We start from the raw sequence: 17,662 nt of genomic DNA on the forward strand, positions 1-17,662 counted from the left end.
TTTTTATAATTTTCGATAGAAAAAGTAAAAACGATGATGGAAAAAGTACGTATTTGTGTGTGGACAAGAAAGGGATTTCTAGGCTGAAAAAATCCTCACAGCAGCAAATGCCGAAAGCTACTCCAGAGTGCAGCTAATCCCTGCCGTTCACTGACGTTACAAGTGCTAAAGAGGTAAGTAAAAATTTTTACTTACAACTAGGGTGGTACCGCGAGACTAATGACAAGTCCTCGTCCCTTTTTTGGGGATGAGGGCTTTTTTTATTTTCTTCGGTAAATCGCAGGATTCGTATCGTGATTTTACAATATTAAATAGGAGGAATTTATCCAATGAAAGCAGTAGATATTCGCCGTATGTATTTGGAATTTTTTAAAGAAAAGGGGCATCATCATGAGCCATCAGCACCACTTGTGCCGATAAATGACCCATCACTCCTTTGGATCAACTCAGGTGTTGCAACATTGAAACCATATTTCGATGGCCGTATTATTCCTGATAATCCACGTATTACAAATGCACAAAAATCGATTCGTACCAACGATATTGAAAACGTTGGGAAAACAGCTCGTCACCATACGTTCTTTGAAATGTTAGGAAACTTTTCTATTGGTGACTACTTTAAAAAAGAAGCAATTCATTACGCTTGGGAATTTTTGACAGATAAAAAATGGATGGGCTTTGATCCAGCGTTATTATCCATTACGATTCACCCAGAAGATCAGGAAGCATATGATGTTTGGCATCAGGAGATTGGTATTCCAGAAGAACGTTTAATTCGTTTAGAAGGAAACTTCTGGGATATCGGAGAAGGTCCATCTGGTCCAAACTCTGAGATTTTTTATGATCGCGGTGTAGAATACGGCTCAGATGAGAATGATCCTGAAATGTATCCAGGTGGGGAAAATGAGCGTTATCTTGAAATTTGGAATCTTGTGTTCTCTCAATTTAACCATAATCCTGACGGTACTTACACGCCACTACCAAAGCAAAATATTGATACAGGTATGGGCTTAGAGCGTATTGTATCAGTCGTTCAAAATGTACCAACGAACTTTGATACAGATTTATTCATGCCAATCATTGAAAAAATCGAGGAATTTGCCAACCGTAAATATAAGCGTCCTGGTGAAGTGGATTTAAATGAAATCTTTGGCTCAGAAGAAGATATTAATACACCATTTAAAGTGATTGCAGATCATATCCGTACAGTAGCATTTGCAATAGGCGATGGTGCCCTGCCATCAAACGAAGGACGTGGCTATGTATTACGTCGCTTACTACGACGCGCTGTTCGTTATGCTAAACAAATTGGTATTGAAAAACCATTTATGTTTGAACTTGTACCAACTGTGGGTAAAATTATGGAAGACTTCTATCCAGAAGTTACGGAGAAATGCGAATTTATTCAACGTGTCATTAAAAATGAAGAAATTCGTTTCCATGAAACATTAGATGGTGGTTTGACTATCTTTAATGAAGTAGTGGAATCTCAAAAAGCTGCCGGTCATGATTACATTCCAGGAGCAGATGCTTTCCGTTTATATGATACTTACGGATTCCCAATCGAGTTAACGGAAGAATATGCAGAAGAAGTAGGCATGAAAGTAGATCATGAAGGTTTTGAGGCAGCAATGGAAGAACAACGTGAACGTGCGCGTGCTGCTCGTCAAGATGTTGACTCTATGCAAGTACAGAATGAAGTATTAGCAAACTTAACGGTGGAAAGTGAATTTGTTGGCTATGATACGTTAACAGCTAGTACTGAAATCGCTGCAATGATCGTCAATGGTCAAGTAGCAAAAGTCGCTTCAGAAGGTCAAGAAGCATTGGTTATTTTAGCGAAGACACCATTCTACGCTGAAATGGGTGGCCAAATTGCCGATAGTGGAACAATTTCAAATAATAGCTTTACGGCTATTGTAAAAGATGTTCAAAAAGCACCGAATGGTCAACCGCTTCATACGGTAGTAGTTGAATCTGGTGAAATGCATGTGGAAGATGCAGTGCAAGCAGTGGTCAATCGTGATGATCGTAATTTAATCATTAAAAACCATACAGCGACACATATTATGCAACGTGCATTAAAAGATGTGCTAGGCGATCATGTGAACCAAGCTGGATCATATGTAGGCCCTGATCGTTTACGCTTTGACTTCTCTCACTTTGGTCAAGTTACAAAAGAAGAATTACAGCAAATTGAACGTATTGTAAATGAAAAAGTGTGGGATGATATAGAGGTCGTTATTGAAGAAAAAGGCATTGATGAAGCAAAAGCAATGGGTGCCATGGCCTTGTTCGGTGAAAAATATGGAGATGTTGTACGTGTAGTATCAATCGGAGATTATTCAATTGAGCTATGTGGTGGTATCCATGTTAAACGCTCTTCTGAAATTGGCTTCTTCAAAATTGTTTCAGAAGGTGGTATCGGTGCAGGTACTCGTCGTATTGAAGCTGTTACAGGAAAAGTGGCTTATGAAGCAGTAAAAGAAGAAGAAGCATTATTAAATGATGCAGCAGCATTACTAAAAGCAAATGCGAAAGATATTGTCACAAAAGTACAGGCATTACAAGCCGACTACAAAGAATTACAACGTGAAAACGAAGCATTATCTCAAAAAATTGCCAATGCACAGGCAGGGGCAGTTGTGGATGCCGCTCAAACAATTGGAGATGTAACAGTGCTATCTACAAAAGTGGAAGCGAAGGATAACAATCAACTTCGTCAAATGATGGATGACCTGAAAGCGAAGATGCCAAAAGCAGTCATTGTTCTTGGAGCAGTTGATGGTGAGAAAGTTATGTTATGTGCTGGCGTTTCAAAAGAATTAGTTGGTGGCAATTACCATGCGGGGAATATTGTGAAAATGGTTGCAGAAGCATGTGGTGGTAAAGGTGGCGGTCGTCCAGATATGGCGATGGCAGGTGCAAAAGATGCATCAAAACTTGATGAAGCACTACTTTCTGTGTATGATTATGTTAAATCCATTTAATTAATTCACCAAAACATGTTATAATAAAGAGAAATTGGAGATGAGCTTGTTTGCACATCTCCTTATTTCTGAAAGCGAGGTGCTGGTCATGAGTTCATTTGATCAAACGATGAAATTTAATTTTCCAGAAGAATCAATGGAACAGGAAGTCAAGCAGGTAATGTTGAAAGTTCATTCTTCGTTAGAGGAAAAGGGATATAACCCTATCAATCAGATTGTTGGTTACTTACTTTCTGGTGATCCGGCGTATATTCCTCGCCATCAGGATGCTCGTAATTTAATTCGCAAGCTTGAGCGTGACGAAATTCTAGAGGAGCTTGTTAAATTTTATATTAAAAAGAATAACGAGGACTAGAAATGAGAATTATGGGATTAGACGTTGGGTCAAAAACTGTGGGTGTTGCTGTAAGTGATGCACTTGGTTGGACTGCCCAAGGTATTGAAACCGTAAAAATTGATGAGGCTAATGGTGAGTTCGGTATTGACCGTATCGCCGAGCTAGTAAAGGAATATACTATAACAGAATTTGTTGTAGGATACCCAAAAAACATGAATAATACGGTAGGACCGCGTGGTGAAGCATCCGAGAACTATAAAAAGTTGTTGGAAGAAACATTTTCACTACCCGTCAAGTTATGGGATGAACGTTTAACGACGATGGCTGCAGAACGTATGCTGATCGAAGCGGACGTGAGTCGCAAAAAGCGCAAGCAGGTCATTGATAAAATGGCAGCTGTGATGATTTTACAAGGCTACTTAGATAGCAAAAATTAATTGATGAGGTGACAATGCATGGCACACGAGCATAACCATGAAGAAGAACTACATGTTCAACACATTACAGTGATTGACGAGAACGGAAACGAGCAGCTTTGTGAAGTGATTCACGTTCATGAATCTCCAGAGTTTGGCAAATCATATGTATTTTACTCAATGGTAGGCGCAGAGGAAGACGAAGATGGCTCCGTTGAAATTTTCGTATCTTCATTTGTACCATCTGAAAATGGTGAAGATGGTGAATTAACACCAATCGAAACTGAAGCAGAGTGGGATATGGTAGAGGACGTTTTAAACGCTTTAGAGGATGAATACGAAGACTAAACTTCTAACTCAAAGCTTGGAACAAGGATCGCAGCTTGCAGTCCTTGTTCCTTTTTTATTGACACTCTTCTATATGTAGAAGAATTGTTGGGACCTGCTCATAAAGTGAGGGGATTCGCTCAGAAATAGAGTGAAAGTGCTCTAAGAATGTGAGAACCCGCTCAAAAGTAGAGAAAAAGCGCTCCTAAACAGGGAAAACCGCTCAAAAATTGGAGAAGCTATCTAAAAAGTGCCTAACCTCAAAAAACGATTTAATAAATGACATCAAATTGTCATAAAGGAGGAAACTGTATGAATGAAGAAACGCAAGAATTTATGATCATTGGGAAAGATGGTAAGGAACAGCAGTGTCGTGTGGTCTTTACCTTTGATGCGGAGGACAAGTCCTATGTGTTATTTTCCCTTGTAGATGAAACAGGTCAAGAAATCCCAGGAGACCTTTCGGCGATGACTTTTGATTACGATGATAATACAGGTGAGATGACCAATTTACAGCCTGTTGAAACAGATGCAGAATGGGAAATGATTAATGAAGTGGTGTTAACACTACTTGATGAATTTGAGGAAGAGCCACAGCTAATTACCGTGACGGATGAAGAAGGGAAAGATCAAGTTTGTGAAGTCATTCATACGTTTTCATCTGAGCAATTCGGTAAATCGTATGTTTTGTATGTACCAGCGACGGATGAACCTATGGGGGAACGAGATATTTTTGCGGCTCAATATCTGTCTGGAAATGACGGTTCTATAGAAGAATTATTACCAATTGAAACTGATGAAGAATGGGTATTTGTTGAAGATGTATTAAACGAATTGTAAAAACTCTGAGTGGCTAACAACCACTCAGAGTTTTTTGTTTATTAATAGAAATTTTCTATCAATGGTCTAAAAATATTCTATCTGTAAATGGAATTTTTGTATTTTTAAATGAATTTAAGGGATTTTCGAGAAAAAACATGTATTTCTCCTCTTCGTTTTCTGAATTTTTTAATAAATAGAATAAAAGAGGCATTGACCAATTCTGAGTAAATAGATAAGATTTTTTTAAATTAAACCAAGTAAATTTATTAACTAAGGAGGAAATTTAATGAGATTAGGTTGGAAATTGCTTATCGGTGCATTGGTAATAGGCTTGTTGGCTGGTTGCACAAACAAAGGAAAGGCTAGTAAAGAGGACATTGTAACATTAAAAGTAGGAGCTGCCAGTGTTCCTCATGCGGAAGTATTGGAGTATTTAGCAAAAGATCTTGAAACGGATGGAGTGAAACTAGACATTACCATAATAAAAGATGCTGTTCAAACGAACCAACAAACGGCAGATGGCGAGCTGGATTTTAACTATTTTCAACATGTTCCGTTTTTAGAACAGACGAATAAAGAAAGTCATTTAGATTTAGTCAGTGTAAAAGGAATTCATATTGAACCATTTGGTGTGTATTCGAAGAAAATAAAAAAAATTAATGATTTGCCACAAAATGCAAAGGTTGCTGTACCTAATGATGTTGTCAATTTTTCACGAGCGTTATTACTTTTTCAAAATAATGGCTTGATTGAATTAGATAAAACTAAGAAAGGTGATTATACAGTCGAAGATATTACGAAAAATGAGAAGAGTATTCAATTTATAGGTGTTGATTCTCCATTACTTGTTCGTTCATTAGATGATGTAGAAGCATCTGCTATTAATACAAATTATGCCTTAGAAGGGGGCTATAATCCTGTGAAGGATGCCCTCATTATAGAAGATTCTGAATCACCCTATGTCAATATAATAGCATCGACAAATGAAAAAAAGGATGATCCAGCTATACAGACAGTTGTTAAGTGGTTAACAAGTGAAAAGGCGCGTTCTTTCTTTGAAGATCAGTATAAGGGTGCTGTTGTCCCAGCATTTTAAAGCTTTGCAATCAACATAAATGCTAAGGAGGTAGACGTGCATGATTGAGTTTATTGAAACGACAAAAGAATTCCAGGTCGGTACTTCGACTGTAACGGCCCTAAATCATATCAATTTAACGATTCAGAAGGGGGATATTTTTGGTGTTATCGGCTTTAGTGGTGCTGGTAAGAGTACACTGATTCGGACAGTAAATTTACTGGAAGAGCCAACTTCTGGACGAGTACTTGTGAATGGCAAAGAATTAACTACGCTCACTAAAAAGCAGCTTCGAGAGGAGAAGAAAAAAATCGGTATGATTTTTCAACACTTTAATCTTCTTCATTCTAAAACTGTATTTGAAAATGTGGCAATGCCTTTAATCATAAGTGGCGTAAAAAAATCGAATTTGGAAGGTCAAGTTAAAGAGGCTTTAGCATTTGTTGGCTTAGCGGACAAAACTGATCGTTATATTGACGAGCTATCAGGCGGGCAAAAACAAAGAGTCGGCATTGCTAGAGCACTAGTGACAAAACCAACTATCCTTTTATGTGATGAAGCAACTTCGGCTCTCGACCCACAAACGACCAAATCGATTTTAGCTTTACTAAAGAAGGTCAATATAGAGTATGGTATTACAATTTTGATGATTACGCATGAAATGGAAGTTATCCGGGATATTTGTAATCGTGTAGCTGTCATGGAAAATGGAAGAATCATTGAAACAGGTAATGTACTTGAAATTTTTTCTACACCAAGAGAAGAGACAACTAAAAATTTTGTCCAATCAGTTGTTCGGGACGAAATCCCATCTTCTGTTTATGAACAGTTAAAAAGTATAGATGCCTCTAAAAAAATTTACAATTTAAAATTCATAGGAGTAGACGTCGGACAGCCGATTGTCTCACAGGTAGCTAAGAAATTTGCTGTAGATGTCAATGTTTTATTTGGCAATATCACTGAGTTACAAGGAATCCCATTCGGCCATTTAATCGTGGAGCTCGTTGGTTCTGAAAAAGATATACAAAAAGCATTTCTATTTATTCAGGCTAAAAATATTCAAATAGAGGAGGTTGTTGCACGTGAAAGTGAGCACACAAATTATTATCAACGCGGTTCTAGATACGCTGTACATGGTTAGCCTTTCTTTATTTTTTGGTGCCATTTTAGGCTTTATTTTAGGGATCATCTTAGTTGTGACGAGAAAAGGACATATTCTTGAAAATAAATTAATCTTCTCGATTGTCAATCCGATCGTCAATACATTGCGTTCCATTCCATTCATTATTTTACTTGTTGCAATCATTCCATTCACAAGATTACTCGTTGGCACCGCTATTGGTACAACTGCTGCCATTGTGCCGTTAGTCTTGCATATTGGACCATATATTTCAAGATTAATAGAAAATTCATTATTAGAGGTGGATGAGGGCATTATTGAAGCAGCCAAAGCAATGGGAGCTTCTCCATTTCAAATTATTCGAAAGTTTTTGTTGCCTGAAGCCTTTCCATCCTTAATTTTAAGTGTCACGACTGCAACGATTGGACTTATTGGTGCGACGGCTATGGCAGGAGCTGTTGGAGGCGGTGGTTTAGGTGATGTTGCTATTACTTACGGATATCAACGTTTTGATAATACGACGATATTAGTTACAGTGGTCATTTTAGTTGCACTTGTACAGATTATTCAAAGCATTGGTAATAGTCTTGAACGAAAAATACGTAGGGTGTCTTAAGGGAGAATGTGAACATGAAAAAGCTGAAATATGTAATAGGACTTTTTACATTATTATTTTTACTAGCAGCATGTGCAGAAGCAGATGAAAAAGATACTGTGAAGGTCGGTATCCGTAGCTCAGAATTGAAAACATGGGAGTATGTAAAGGAACAGGCTAGTAAGGAGGGCATTAACCTGGAATTAGTAACATTCTCTGCGCAATATGACCCGAATCAGGCATTGGCGGAGGGTGAAGTCGATATTAATGCTTTTCAACATGTTGCGTATTTAAATTTATTTAATACAAACAATAACTCGGATTTACAGGCAATTGGCACAACGATAATGGCACCAATTGGCTTATATTCAAACAAATATAAATCGCTAGATGATATAAAAGAAGGCGCAAAAATCGCTGTGCCAAATGATCCTTCCAACTGGGGTAGAGCTTTGCTGCTGCTTCAGGAGCATGGACTACTAACCGTAACAGACAATTTTGATGGTAACGGTGGAGAAGATCGAATTAAAGGTAATCCCAAAAACTTAACAATTTTGCCTGTTGATGGTGCAACAACGCCACGTGTGATGGAGGATGCTGATTTTGCCATTATTAATAATGGTGTTGCTGTAGAAGCTGGTCTTTTATTGAAAGATGCCATCATACATGAGAGTAAAACAGCTAAACCATTTATTAATGTTATCGTGGCAAAGGCAGAAGATAAAAATAATGACACATTGAAGAAAATAGTGGAAATTTATCAGCGCGATGAAACGGGGAAATTTATTAAAGAAGTATCGAATGGCAATTATATTCCAGTGGAGATGCCTCTGGATGAATTAGCAACATGGAAGGATTTCTATTCATATTAGGGAGGAGAATCATAATGACTAAGAAAAAAGAAATAAAACTGGCCTTATATTTAATTGGAGCAGGTATGCATGTGGCTGCATGGAGGCACCCATCTGCCCAAGCAAATGCAAGCATCGATATTCAAGCATTACAAAAAGTAGCGCAGATTGCGGAAAAAGGAAAATTTGATATAGCTTTTGTTGCCGACAGTTTAGCCATTAATCATGAGTCACACCCACATATTTTAAATCGCTTTGATCCATTAATTCAAATTACGGCTTTAGCAGCGGCAACAACTAAAATTGGACTGGGTGCAACTGCTTCAACGACATACAGTGAGCCATATGTGCTAGCAAGACAGTTAATGTCCATCGATCATATAAGCAATGGGAGGGTTGCTTGGAATTTAGTAACCACAGCAGATGCCACAGGGGAAACGGCTTTAAATTTTAGTCGCGATAAGCATTGGGAGCATGACCATCGCTATGAACGTGCAGAGGAATTTATCGATGTTGTTCAATCATTATGGGATTCATGGGAAGACGACGCTTTTCTTTATGACCGAGATAATAATCTATTTTATGATCGTCATAAAGTGCATGAAACATCATTTAAGGGCAACTATTTATCTGTCAAAGGTCCATTAAATATTGCTCGTTCTGTACAGGGGCAGCCTGTAATTGTAGAGGCTGGTGCATCTAAACCAGGCCAACAATTAGCTGCACGTACAGCGGAAGTTGTATTTGTCCATTGGGATGATATTGAAAAATCGAAAGAACACTACCGTCAACTAAAGGCACAGCTTATTCCATTTGGACGTAAGGAGGAGGAGCTTCTTGTTTTACAAGGAATTTCCCCAATAGTGGGTGATACAGAGGAGGAGGCAGTTCGTAAATTTAATGAGTTACAGGCATTGATTGATCCATACGAAAGCTTAAAATTTGTTTCTGGGTACATGGGAAATGTCGACTTTTCAAAGTACTCACTTGAGACACCTGCTATCGAAGTGGAATTCCCAGAAGTTAATAGTATTCAAAGTCACTTTTATGAACACTTAGAGATTATTAAAAAGGAAAATTTAAAAGTTGGTGATTTGTATGCACGCCTTTTTGGACCTGCAAAGCGCGATGCTTTTGTCGGAACACCAACACAAATAGCAGATGAGATGGAGCGTTGGATAGTAGAGCAAGCAGCAGATGGCTTTATGCTACAGTTTTCGTTATTACCACGCGATTTAGAGGATTTTGTTGACAAGGTTGTACCGATTTTGCAGGAGCGAGGTATTTATCGTAAAGATTATACAGGCACAACGTTAAGAGAGCATTTAGGATTGAAAAAGCCGCTGAATCGTTTTGCTAAAAGTAAGGTGACTCAGGAATGATTGATATTTTTATTCGAAATGAACGAGAGCAAAAGCTTGTTCAATATGCTCAGAATTTAGCGAAACAAATTGAGAATACAGCTAATCAATATGATGAGAGTGGAGAATTTCCATTTGAGCATTTTAAGATTTTAGAAGATGCAGGTTATTTTCGGTTAACAGTGCCTTTAAAATACGGTGGAGAAGAAATTTCTCTATACGAAATGTTATTAGTCCAAGAACAATTAGCTAGAGGTGATGCTTCTACTGCATTATCTGTTGGCTGGCACTTATTGACGTTTTTGAATGTTCGTGAGGCGAAAACATGGCCAGAGCCTATCTTTGCAGAATTATGCCGAAAAGCAGTAGAGGAAGGCTCACTTTTGAATATTATTAACAGTGAACGTGGAAAGGGGAATATTTCTCGAGGGAGTTTACCTGGTACAATCGCTAAAAAGGTAACGGGAGGATATTGCATTACTGGTGAAAAGGCATTTGCTTCATTAGCGCCGATTTTAAAACAATTCACCATTATTGCTTATCTGGAAGAAGAAAATCTAACAGCTGAGTTTCTCATTACTAAAAATGAACAAGTGGAAATTGTTGAAACATGGGATGCGATGGGCATGAGAGCAACGGGCAGTCATGATATTATTTTTCATGACACGTTTGTACCAGAAGCAGCGTTACTTTACAGACATCGTCCAAATGAAGTTAATCGTTTTTTAGCTGATGGTCGCGTGTACTCGTTAGAGGTTCCAGCCGTTTATTTAGGGGTGGCAGGAGCAGCAAGAGATTATGCCATTGATTTTGCTAAAAATACGTATTCACATAGCTTAGAAAATACAATCGCTCATGCTGGTCATGTTCAGCAAAAAATTGGTGAAATAGAAGTACTTTATCAAACTGCACGAAGAACATTGTATAGTATTGCAACACAGGTTGAACAAAATCCAGTTCTTAAGGAGCAACTATCGGAGTCTGTTAGTATTGCAAAGTATGTTATTTGTAATTACGCCATTGATATTGTAACAAAAGCTATGCAGGTTGTAGGGGGACGAAGTCTATCTAAAGAAAACAAAATCCAGCGTCTATTTAGAGATGTTCAATGTAGCCGTTTTAATCCGCCAGCAGATGATGTGGTTATATCTCAACTTGCGATGGGATTACTTGTCGATAAGAAGCAAGAAACTTTTCAATTATAGTATATATAATGAAGATTCTGAACCGTAAAAGGTTTATAGAGAGGGGATCTGCCAGCAAAAATAGCTGGCAGATTTTTTTACATATACAATTTCTCCTGAATTGTCGATTTCTGTTTGTCGTGAAAGTTGATTTCTAGTATGATATTGAATAGTGATAGGGGGGAAACCCGTGGATAACGGTTCTAAAAAACAAGAAATGTTTTCAAAAATGCAAGAAAGAAAATCTGAGGTAAAGATCGTGAGAAAAATCGTCGCAATTATTGCCATTGTTTTCGTACTAATAATTGGAGTTGTTGGTTTATTTGGGTACAATTATGTAAAAGGTGCTTTAAAACCACTGGACCCTAATGCAACGAAAACAATTGCGGTAGAAGTACCAATTGGCTCTAGTTTGTCCTCCATTTCAACACTACTAGAGAAAAAAGGTGTCATAAAAGATGCACGTGTTTTTAAATACTATGCAAAATTTAAAAATGAATCACAATTTCAAGCGGGGAATTATGATTTAACACAGGCAATGACATTTGATGAACTCATTGAAAGCTTGAAAACAGGGAAGGTATATCGTAAGCCTGTCTTTACGATGACAGTCCCAGAAGGCTTAACACTTGAACAAATTGGGAAAGTGATTGAAAAGAAAACACCGTACACACAAAAAGAATTTATGGATCTTGTGACGAGTGACACATTTGTTCAACAAATGATGGCTAATTATCCTAAGCTAGTTACAGAGGCTGTTTTAGCTGACAACATTCGCTATGACTTAGAGGGCTATTTATATCCAGCTACGTATTCTTATTATGAAGAAAAACCATCTTTACAAGCGATTGTAGAAGAGATGGTAGCAGCCATGAACAATGTGGTGAAGAACTATAGTGATGTTTTAGCTGAAAAACAAATGTCCGTACATCAGCTGTTAACATTTGCTTCATTATTGGAAGAAGAAGCGACTGCTCAAACGGATCGAGAGACTATTGCAAGTGTCTTCTATAATCGAATCAATGAAGGGATGCCACTCCAAACAGACCCAACCGTGCTCTATGCACTGGGTGATCACAAGGATCGTGTTCTATATGAAGATTTAGAAGTGGATAATGCCTATAACACTTACAAAAATAAAGGTCTACCACCTGGTCCAATAGCGGGGGCAGGTAAAACTTCGATTGAGGCATCATTAAATCCAAGTCAAACAGATTATTTCTACTTCCTAGCAGATAAAGAGGGTGTCAACCACTTCTCAAAAACCTATGATGAGCATTTGCAGAAGGTAGAGAAATATTTACGAAAAGAAGAATAAACGTATAGGAAGAACAAAAATCATATAGCAAACAGATGGATAGAAGGAAAGAAAAATAGCTTTCCTTCTATTTTCATGCTATTATAAAGTGTGATTTTTGATCAATCCGTTCATTTATGCGGGACAAATATGCGTGGTGGCAATTGTTTGAGCATATCGAAGCAATTGCTCATTTTTGTATGGCAAAGTACCAAGACATCACGTTTGGTCTTTTTCTTTTTGTTGATAAATGATGAAGTACAGACAACGACAAACGCTCGTTGCCTTTTAAATGAGGGTGGAAACAATGGAATTATCAGATGCATATATACAATCATTTATACAGCCACGTAATGAATTGCTTTTAGAAATGGAAGCATATGCGGAGGAGAATCATGTACCGATCATGCAACTAGCAGGTATAGATGCATTAAATCAGCTGTTGCGTATTCAAAATCCGTCAAAAATTTTAGAGATAGGTACGGCAATCGGTTACTCTGCTATTCGTATGGCTGAGGCATTGCCTAATGTCCAAATTGTTACAATTGAACGTGATCAAGATCGTGTAGCAAGGGCAAAAGCCTATATTAAACGTTCGACTGTATCAGATCGAATTACGGTCATTGCGGGTGACGCTTTAGAAGTGGATGACGAGGCTATTAACACAACATTCGATGCTGTCTTTATTGATGCTGCGAAGGGACAATACCAACGCTTTTTTGAAAAATACGCGCCTTTAGTAAAATCAGGTGGGGTATTATATATCGATAATATGTACATGCATGGTTTGTCTGATTTAGAGTTGAAGGATGTTCCACGTCGTAAGCGTACAATGATTCGCAATTTAAAAAACTTCACGGATTGGATTATGCAGCACCCAGATTATACGAGTGCTTTTTTACCAGTCGGTGACGGTTTATTACTATGTTTGAAGAGGTGACTACTATGAAAAAACCAGAATTGCTTGTGACACCACAATCATTAGAACATATAAAAGCACTTTTAGCAGCTGGAGCAGATGCTTTTGTTATTGGTGAACAACAATTTGGTCTACGTCTAGCAGGAGAGTTCTCAGTTGAGGAAGTTGAAGAAGCGACGAAGCTTATTCACGAAGCGGGTAAAAAGGTGTATGTTGCAGTCAATGCACTTTTCCATAATGAGAAACTAGAGGCACTTGCTGATTATTTAAAAGAAATGCAACGTATCGGAGTGGACCGTTTAATTTATGGTGATCCAGCGGTACTTATTATTCGCCGAGAGCAAGGTGTCACAATTCCGTTACATTGGAATCCAGAAACGACAGCCACAAACTGGTTTACCGCTAATTACTGGGGGAAACGTGGTGCAACGCGTGCCGTGTTAGCACGTGAACTTTCTCTTGATGAAGTATTAGAAATTAAAGAAAATACTGAGATGGAGATTGAAGTACAGGTACATGGGATGACATGTATGTTCCAATCAAAGCGTCCATTACTCGGCCATTATTTCTTATATCAAGACAAAGTAATGGCTATTGAAAATCGTCAAGAAAATCGTAATATGTTCCTACATGATGATGAACGGAATAATAAATATCCAATATACGAAGATGTAAATGGTACACATATTTTTAGTCCAAATGATATGTGTATTATTGATGAGCTTGGCGAATTATTTGAGGGTGGCATCGATGCGCTGAAAATTGAAGGGGTACTTCAAACGCCCGACTATGTAGTAGAGGTAACTGAAGCTTACCGAAAAGCAATCGATACGTATTTTGACGAGTCAGAAGAAGCATATGAAGAGATAAAAGATGATTTATTAGCAAAAATTGAAGATATTCAACCAGCCATTCGACCATTAGATACAGGCTTTATCTTCAAGGAAACAGTTTACTAGGAGGGGGCAATAACATGGCATTAGCGTTAGAGCAAAATGACAAAATCCGTGAGATTGTCGACGGTAAACGTGTCATTACTAAAAAACCAGAGCTACTTGCCCCAGCAGGTAGTTTAGAGAAATTAAAAGTAGCTGTCCATTACGGAGCAGATGCTGTATTTATCGGTGGGCGAGAGTTTGGTCTACGTTCGAATGCGGATAACTTTTCAATTGAAGAAATGCGTGAAGGTGTAGAATTTGCCAATCGATATGGTGCGAAAATATATGTAACGACTAATATTTTTGCCCACAATGAAAATATGGATGGTTTAGAGCGTTACTTAAAGGACATTGAATCAGTCGGGGTAACTGGTATTATTGTAGCAGACCCGCTCATTATTGAAACATGTCGCACAGTTGCACCTAAGCTTGAAATTCACCTTTCCACACAGCAGTCACTGTCCAACTGGAAGGCCGTGCAGTACTGGAAAGAAGAAGGCTTACATCGTGTCGTTTTAGCACGTGAAGTAGGCGGAGAAGAAATGAAGCTGATGAAGGAAAAGGTCGACATTGAAATTGAGGCCTTCGTTCATGGTGCAATGTGTATTGCCTACTCTGGGCGTTGCGTTCTTTCTAATCATATGACAGCTCGTGACTCAAACCGTGGGGGATGCTGCCAATCATGCCGCTGGGACTATGATCTATATGAATTAGAAGATGGTGAAGAAAAAGCACTTTTCGATGATAGCCATGCGCCATTTGCAATGAGTCCAAAAGATTTAAAATTAATTGAAGCAATTCCTCATATGATTGAGCTAGGTATCGACTCGTTAAAAATTGAAGGTCGTATGAAATCCATTCACTATGTAGCGACAGTCGTTACTGTGTACCGTAAAGTGATTGATGCTTATTGCGCAGATCCTGATAACTTTAAAATTAAACGTGAGTGGCTAGAGGAATTAGACAAATGTGCCAACCGTGATACGGCTGAAGCATTCTTCCATGATGCACCTGGCTTTGAGGAGCAAATGTTTGGTGTGCATGGTCGTAAAACAACCTATGAATTTGCTGGTCTTATTTTAGATCATGATCCAGAGACAAAAATAGTGACAATGCAACAGCGTAATTATTTTAAACCTGGAGACGAAGTAGAATTCTTTGGTCCTGAAATTGAAAATTTCCGTATAACAATGGGCGAAATTTGGGACGAGGATGGCAATAGCCTAGATGCAGCCCGTCATCCATTACAAATTGTTAAATTTAAATGTGATACACCATTGAAGCCGCATAACATGATGCGAAAGGAGAATAACTAATGGCAGTGAAGCGCCCTGTTGTCATCGGAATCGCGGGTGGCTCATGCTCGGGAAAAACGAGCGTGACGCGCGCCATTTATGATGTTTTCCGTGAGCATTCTGTTGTGGTAATTGAACAAGATTTTTATTATAAGGATCAAAGTCATTTAACATTTGAAGAACGCTTAGGAACTAACTACGATCATCCGTTAGCTTTCGATAATGATTTATTAATTGAGCACATAAAAAAGTTGCTAGTGCGTCAACCAATTGAAAAACCTGTGTATGATTACGTCCAGCATACAAGGGCAGAAGAAGTTATACATGTTGAACCAGTAGATGTTATTATACTAGAAGGTATTCTAGTCCTTGAGGATGCTGATTTACGTGATTTAATGGATATTAAATTATTTGTGGATACAGATTCAGATTTACGTATTATTCGCCGTATTATGCGTGATATTAAAGAGCGTGGACGTACAACGGATTCGGTGATTGAGCAGTATTTATCAGCGGTTCGACCGATGCATAATTTATTTATTGAACCAACAAAACGTTATGCTGATATCATTATTCCTGAAGGTGGGGATAATGAGGTGGCGATTGATTTAATGGTAACGAAAATTAAAACTATTCTTGAAACCGACAACGTATTGTAATAAGATAGAGTGGTATTGACAATATTTACATGCATATTTTGAAAAAGCATGCATACTATTAGGTCAAAGCGTAATTTGAAAACGTTTAAAAATAATAAAATTCGATTAAATGCATCTTCCGTGCATTTAGTCGAGTTTTATGTTTTTATATTGAAGAAACAAGGAGTGAAGGACTTTGGCAAATGAAAAACAATACCCTATGACAGCTGAGGGAAAACGTAAATTAGAAGAAGAATTAGTAAAATTAGAAACTGAAACACGAAAAGAAATCGTTGAACGCATTAAAATAGCACGTGATTTTGGAGATCTTTCTGAAAACGCTGAGTACGATTCTGCTAAAGAAGAACAAGCCTTTTTAGAAGGTCGTATTTCAACATTAAAATCAATGATTCGCAATGCAGTGATTATTTCTGAAGACGAGACAGATAACAGTGTAGTATCACTAGGGAAAACGGTTACATTCGTAGAAATCATCAATGGTAAGCCATCAACAGATGAAGAATCTTATACAATTGTTGGTTCTGCTGAGGCAGATCCTATGGAATTCCGTATTTCGAATGAATCACCAATTGCAAAAGGTCTACTTGGTCGTGCTGAAGGTGAAGAGGTTGTCGTTCAAACACCTGGCGGCGAAATGAAAGTGAAAATTGTCTCAATTAAATAATATGTATATGTACAAGCAGTTAGCCTTTGGCTGACTGCTTGTACCATTTTTAGCGTGATAACTATGTAGTAAAATAGTGAGTAGAATTATTTTGCAAGTGCTGTCGAACTTGATAGAATATTGCCTAGAGAGGGGGAGACATTATGAGTGAACGACAAACTCGAAGTGGTCGTCATTTGCAGCCATCTCGTAATAAAAAGCTAGATAAACTATTGAATGTTCTAATTGGTGTTGTGGTTGTACTCATTATTATCACAGCAACCTATGTGTTTAAATGGCAAGATGATGCAGATCAAGCAGTGAAAGAGGAACCCGTTCAAGAAGAACAGAGCGGTGATGATGAAAAAGAAGTAGAAAAAGAACCGACGGATGAAGAAAAAGAAGATCTTGCTGTAGAAGAAGATAAACCTTCAGAAGAAGAATCAGAACCTGAGACATCCCAGGAAGAACAAGGCACAGCAGAAGAATCAGCATCAGATAATCCAATTGTTGAGAAGGTCATCACGAATAAAAATTGGCAACCAACACCTACAACTCAAACAGGTCAGCATGTGTCTTCATATGACGACACGTCTGTAGACTGGGCTGAGAAAGTAGCAACAGTATCTACTGTGACAGGTATTGACCAAAGCAATATGATCATCTGGCGTATGCAAAATAATGGTGGTCCTAATTCATCCATTGCAACTGTTTCGACCAATGATAAATCTCAAATGTATCGTGTAAGCATGGAATGGGTTGATAATGAAGGGTGGAAGCCTGTGAAGCTAGAGCAACTAAATACATTAGAAGGCGCCTATTGACGAAAATCA

General features: G+C 38.1%; 18 protein-coding genes and 1 other annotated feature. All 18 genes read left to right on the forward strand.

Going from position 1 to position 17,662, the window contains the following annotated elements; translation table 11 throughout:
• Window positions 1-24: 24 nt before the first annotated feature.
• Window positions 25-241, forward strand: a binding site (T-box leader).
• An 88-nt stretch (window positions 242-329) separates the two neighbouring features.
• The 18 genes from alaS (at window position 330) to V1L66_RS07750 (ending at window position 17,653) form a co-directional block, all read left to right on the forward strand.
• A complete protein-coding gene (gene alaS, locus V1L66_RS07665; RefSeq protein WP_333004785.1) occupies window positions 330-2,990 on the forward strand; it encodes an alanine--tRNA ligase in 2,661 nt (886 codons plus the stop codon).
• Between the two features lie 88 nt (window positions 2,991-3,078).
• Window positions 3,079-3,345 (forward strand): IreB family regulatory phosphoprotein, encoded by a 267-nt coding sequence (locus V1L66_RS07670; RefSeq protein WP_004226839.1) that lies wholly within the window; start codon window positions 3,079-3,081, stop codon window positions 3,343-3,345.
• A gap of 2 nt (window positions 3,346-3,347) precedes the next feature.
• Window positions 3,348-3,764 (forward strand): Holliday junction resolvase RuvX, encoded by a 417-nt coding sequence (gene ruvX / locus V1L66_RS07675; RefSeq protein ID WP_016994166.1) that lies wholly within the window; start codon window positions 3,348-3,350, stop codon window positions 3,762-3,764.
• Between the two features lie 18 nt (window positions 3,765-3,782).
• Window positions 3,783-4,091 (forward strand): DUF1292 domain-containing protein, encoded by a 309-nt coding sequence (locus tag V1L66_RS07680; RefSeq protein WP_016994165.1) that lies wholly within the window; start codon window positions 3,783-3,785, stop codon window positions 4,089-4,091.
• 291 nt (window positions 4,092-4,382) lie between these two features.
• The gene (locus tag V1L66_RS07685) at window positions 4,383-4,910 is read left to right on the forward strand and encodes a DUF1292 domain-containing protein (protein ID WP_333004763.1); all 528 of its coding nucleotides are present in this window, start codon (window positions 4,383-4,385) and stop codon (window positions 4,908-4,910) included.
• 268 nt (window positions 4,911-5,178) lie between these two features.
• The gene (locus V1L66_RS07690; RefSeq protein ID WP_333004761.1) at window positions 5,179-5,988 is read left to right on the forward strand and encodes a MetQ/NlpA family ABC transporter substrate-binding protein; all 810 of its coding nucleotides are present in this window, start codon (window positions 5,179-5,181) and stop codon (window positions 5,986-5,988) included.
• 40 nt (window positions 5,989-6,028) lie between these two features.
• Complete coding sequence (locus V1L66_RS07695; RefSeq protein ID WP_205444559.1) at window positions 6,029-7,108, forward strand: methionine ABC transporter ATP-binding protein; 1,080 nt, start codon at window positions 6,029-6,031, stop codon at window positions 7,106-7,108.
• Window positions 7,101-7,703, forward strand: a complete 603-nt coding sequence (locus tag V1L66_RS07700) for a methionine ABC transporter permease (protein ID WP_333004883.1) — start codon at window positions 7,101-7,103, stop codon at window positions 7,701-7,703. The genes V1L66_RS07695 and V1L66_RS07700 overlap by 8 nt, the downstream gene beginning before the upstream one ends.
• Window positions 7,704-7,717: 14 nt before the next feature.
• The gene (locus V1L66_RS07705) at window positions 7,718-8,554 is read left to right on the forward strand and encodes a MetQ/NlpA family ABC transporter substrate-binding protein (protein ID WP_333004756.1); all 837 of its coding nucleotides are present in this window, start codon (window positions 7,718-7,720) and stop codon (window positions 8,552-8,554) included.
• A gap of 14 nt (window positions 8,555-8,568) precedes the next feature.
• The gene (locus V1L66_RS07710; RefSeq protein WP_333004754.1) at window positions 8,569-9,915 is read left to right on the forward strand and encodes an LLM class flavin-dependent oxidoreductase; all 1,347 of its coding nucleotides are present in this window, start codon (window positions 8,569-8,571) and stop codon (window positions 9,913-9,915) included.
• Window positions 9,912-11,099, forward strand: a complete 1,188-nt coding sequence (locus V1L66_RS07715) for an acyl-CoA dehydrogenase family protein (protein ID WP_333004751.1) — start codon at window positions 9,912-9,914, stop codon at window positions 11,097-11,099. Before V1L66_RS07710 ends, V1L66_RS07715 begins: the two co-directional genes overlap by 4 nt.
• 169 nt (window positions 11,100-11,268) lie before the next feature.
• Window positions 11,269-12,396, forward strand: a complete 1,128-nt coding sequence (gene mltG / locus V1L66_RS07720; RefSeq protein ID WP_333004749.1) for an endolytic transglycosylase MltG — start codon at window positions 11,269-11,271, stop codon at window positions 12,394-12,396.
• A 286-nt stretch (window positions 12,397-12,682) separates the two neighbouring features.
• Entirely contained in the window at window positions 12,683-13,315 is a 633-nt protein-coding gene (locus V1L66_RS07725; protein WP_258859814.1) for an O-methyltransferase, read from the forward strand.
• Window positions 13,316-13,320: 5 nt separating this feature from the next.
• On the forward strand, window positions 13,321-14,253 hold the full coding sequence (locus V1L66_RS07730; protein ID WP_333004747.1) for a peptidase U32 family protein: 933 nt from the start codon (window positions 13,321-13,323) through the stop codon (window positions 14,251-14,253).
• A 14-nt stretch (window positions 14,254-14,267) separates the two neighbouring features.
• Window positions 14,268-15,548 carry a U32 family peptidase gene (locus tag V1L66_RS07735; protein WP_036076254.1) on the forward strand — a complete coding sequence of 427 codons (1,281 nt, stop codon included), beginning with the start codon at window positions 14,268-14,270 and terminating at the stop codon, window positions 15,546-15,548.
• Window positions 15,548-16,186 carry a uridine kinase gene (gene udk, locus V1L66_RS07740; RefSeq protein WP_004226858.1) on the forward strand — a complete coding sequence of 213 codons (639 nt, stop codon included), beginning with the start codon at window positions 15,548-15,550 and terminating at the stop codon, window positions 16,184-16,186. The genes V1L66_RS07735 and udk overlap by 1 nt, the downstream gene beginning before the upstream one ends.
• Before the next feature lie 175 nt (window positions 16,187-16,361).
• Window positions 16,362-16,850 (forward strand): transcription elongation factor GreA, encoded by a 489-nt coding sequence (gene greA, locus V1L66_RS07745; RefSeq protein WP_016994160.1) that lies wholly within the window; start codon window positions 16,362-16,364, stop codon window positions 16,848-16,850.
• Between the two features lie 143 nt (window positions 16,851-16,993).
• Window positions 16,994-17,653: a YrrS family protein gene (locus V1L66_RS07750; protein WP_048392147.1), complete on the forward strand. Its 660-nt coding sequence runs from the start codon at window positions 16,994-16,996 to the stop codon at window positions 17,651-17,653.
• The last annotated feature ends 9 nt before the right edge of the window (window positions 17,654-17,662 follow it).

The organism is Lysinibacillus sp. IITD104, from assembly GCF_036698265.2.
Lineage (GTDB): Bacteria > Bacillota > Bacilli > Bacillales_A > Planococcaceae > Lysinibacillus > Lysinibacillus boronitolerans.

Excerpts from the sequence above, each read along its gene's own strand:
- alaS (WP_333004785.1), top strand. The coding sequence starts at position 330 with ATGAAAGCAGTAGATATTCGCCGTATGTATTTGGAATTTTTTAAAGAA.
- V1L66_RS07670 (WP_004226839.1), top strand. The coding sequence starts at position 3,079 with ATGAGTTCATTTGATCAAACGATGAAATTTAATTTTCCAGAAGAATCA.
- ruvX (WP_016994166.1), top strand. The coding sequence starts at position 3,348 with ATGAGAATTATGGGATTAGACGTTGGGTCAAAAACTGTGGGTGTTGCT.
- V1L66_RS07680 (WP_016994165.1), top strand. The coding sequence starts at position 3,783 with ATGGCACACGAGCATAACCATGAAGAAGAACTACATGTTCAACACATT.
- V1L66_RS07685 (WP_333004763.1), top strand. The coding sequence starts at position 4,383 with ATGAATGAAGAAACGCAAGAATTTATGATCATTGGGAAAGATGGTAAG.
- V1L66_RS07690 (WP_333004761.1), top strand. The coding sequence starts at position 5,179 with ATGAGATTAGGTTGGAAATTGCTTATCGGTGCATTGGTAATAGGCTTG.
- V1L66_RS07695 (WP_205444559.1), top strand. The coding sequence starts at position 6,029 with ATGATTGAGTTTATTGAAACGACAAAAGAATTCCAGGTCGGTACTTCG.
- V1L66_RS07700 (WP_333004883.1), top strand. The coding sequence starts at position 7,101 with ATGGTTAGCCTTTCTTTATTTTTTGGTGCCATTTTAGGCTTTATTTTA.
- V1L66_RS07705 (WP_333004756.1), top strand. The coding sequence starts at position 7,718 with ATGAAAAAGCTGAAATATGTAATAGGACTTTTTACATTATTATTTTTA.
- V1L66_RS07710 (WP_333004754.1), top strand. The coding sequence starts at position 8,569 with ATGACTAAGAAAAAAGAAATAAAACTGGCCTTATATTTAATTGGAGCA.
- V1L66_RS07715 (WP_333004751.1), top strand. The coding sequence starts at position 9,912 with ATGATTGATATTTTTATTCGAAATGAACGAGAGCAAAAGCTTGTTCAA.
- V1L66_RS07725 (WP_258859814.1), top strand. The coding sequence starts at position 12,683 with ATGGAATTATCAGATGCATATATACAATCATTTATACAGCCACGTAAT.
- V1L66_RS07730 (WP_333004747.1), top strand. The coding sequence starts at position 13,321 with ATGAAAAAACCAGAATTGCTTGTGACACCACAATCATTAGAACATATA.
- V1L66_RS07735 (WP_036076254.1), top strand. The coding sequence starts at position 14,268 with ATGGCATTAGCGTTAGAGCAAAATGACAAAATCCGTGAGATTGTCGAC.
- udk (WP_004226858.1), top strand. The coding sequence starts at position 15,548 with ATGGCAGTGAAGCGCCCTGTTGTCATCGGAATCGCGGGTGGCTCATGC.
- V1L66_RS07750 (WP_048392147.1), top strand. The coding sequence starts at position 16,994 with ATGAGTGAACGACAAACTCGAAGTGGTCGTCATTTGCAGCCATCTCGT.